The 919-nt window shown below is 51.9% G+C and carries 2 protein-coding genes; one reads left to right on the top strand and one right to left on the bottom strand.

Going from position 1 to position 919, the window contains the following annotated elements:
• Positions 1–414, top strand: a 414-nt coding sequence (locus Q1A75_RS23970; protein ID WP_299593592.1) for a hypothetical protein, incomplete at its 5' end; no start/stop codon positions are given.
• Between the two features lie 64 nt (positions 415–478).
• Here the strand turns inward: Q1A75_RS23970 and Q1A75_RS23965 are convergent.
• A complete protein-coding gene (locus tag Q1A75_RS23965; protein ID WP_299593595.1) occupies positions 479–802 on the bottom strand; it encodes an H-NS histone family protein in 324 nt (107 codons plus the stop codon).
• Positions 803–919 lie beyond the last annotated feature (117 nt).

Raw genomic sequence — 919 nt, 5'->3', positions numbered from 1 at the left:
TTGCCAAACTACTCTCGGCAACGGACTCGCAGATCAGGCAAGCATCAGGAAGGTGGGGTCAGCGCAACGCTTACGGTTCACTGGATTGTCGTGGTGGTAGAGGAAGATGGCAAGGGGTTATGGGTAACAGCATGTGATGGCCTGTACCGCAAGTCTGACAGCCACAACAACTGGCAGACCGACGACCTCTTAGATATAGGCGCCGACTACATGGTCGTTCTCAATCCTCGTGATCGGTCTGTGGTTTCGAAGTTGAATCGGGGAGAGACGATCACTTTGAACAAGGTTGCTGAGTATCAAGTCAGGGCAGATGATGATCCACAATTAAAATTGCCTGCCCATCGCAGTTACTTCAAGGAGTACATTCGGCTGGGAAATGCGTCACAAGATAGCTTTTTCTGCCACTTCGTTTAAAGACCCCTGCTGGTAGCATCGAGCATCGCCATATCTGGCGATGCTGAAGCGATCCTGACTGCACTTAAATCAAGAAATCTTCTGGGTCTCTGCCAGCTTCTAATCCGGCTTTTAGCCAGTTTGGCTTTCGACCTTGGCCGCTCCAGACCTGTTTGTGATTGTCCGGATTGCGGTACCGCGCTTTGACAATCCTCCGCTTCTTTGTCGAGCCTGGTTGTCCTCCGGTCAGTTCATCGAGAGAGTAACCGTACTCGGCTGCTGCATCTTTGGCGGCGGAAAGCGCCAGTGTTCGGTTCTCGATCGTCAATTTCTCAATGGCTTTGTCCACGTCCTTTCGGTGCTTGTGCAGGGCCGGAAGGTCGAGCGTTTCAATGTCGATTGCAGCCATAGGTTTATGCCTCTTTGCTTGAAGTTCGAGGGCCAATAGAACGTAAGCGTTGCTTTGACCCCACCTTGATCAATTGGGGCGCTTTCCCTTTGGCTTCCAGCGCTTGGCGAGTTTGAG

The organism is uncultured Tateyamaria sp. (genome assembly GCF_947504105.1).
GTDB lineage: Bacteria > Pseudomonadota > Alphaproteobacteria > Rhodobacterales > Rhodobacteraceae > Tateyamaria.
This window is presented reverse-complemented; position numbering and strand designations above follow the sequence as displayed.

Excerpts from the sequence above, each read along its gene's own strand:
- Q1A75_RS23965 (WP_299593595.1), bottom strand. The coding sequence starts at position 802 with ATGGCTGCAATCGACATTGAAACGCTCGACCTTCCGGCCCTGCACAAG.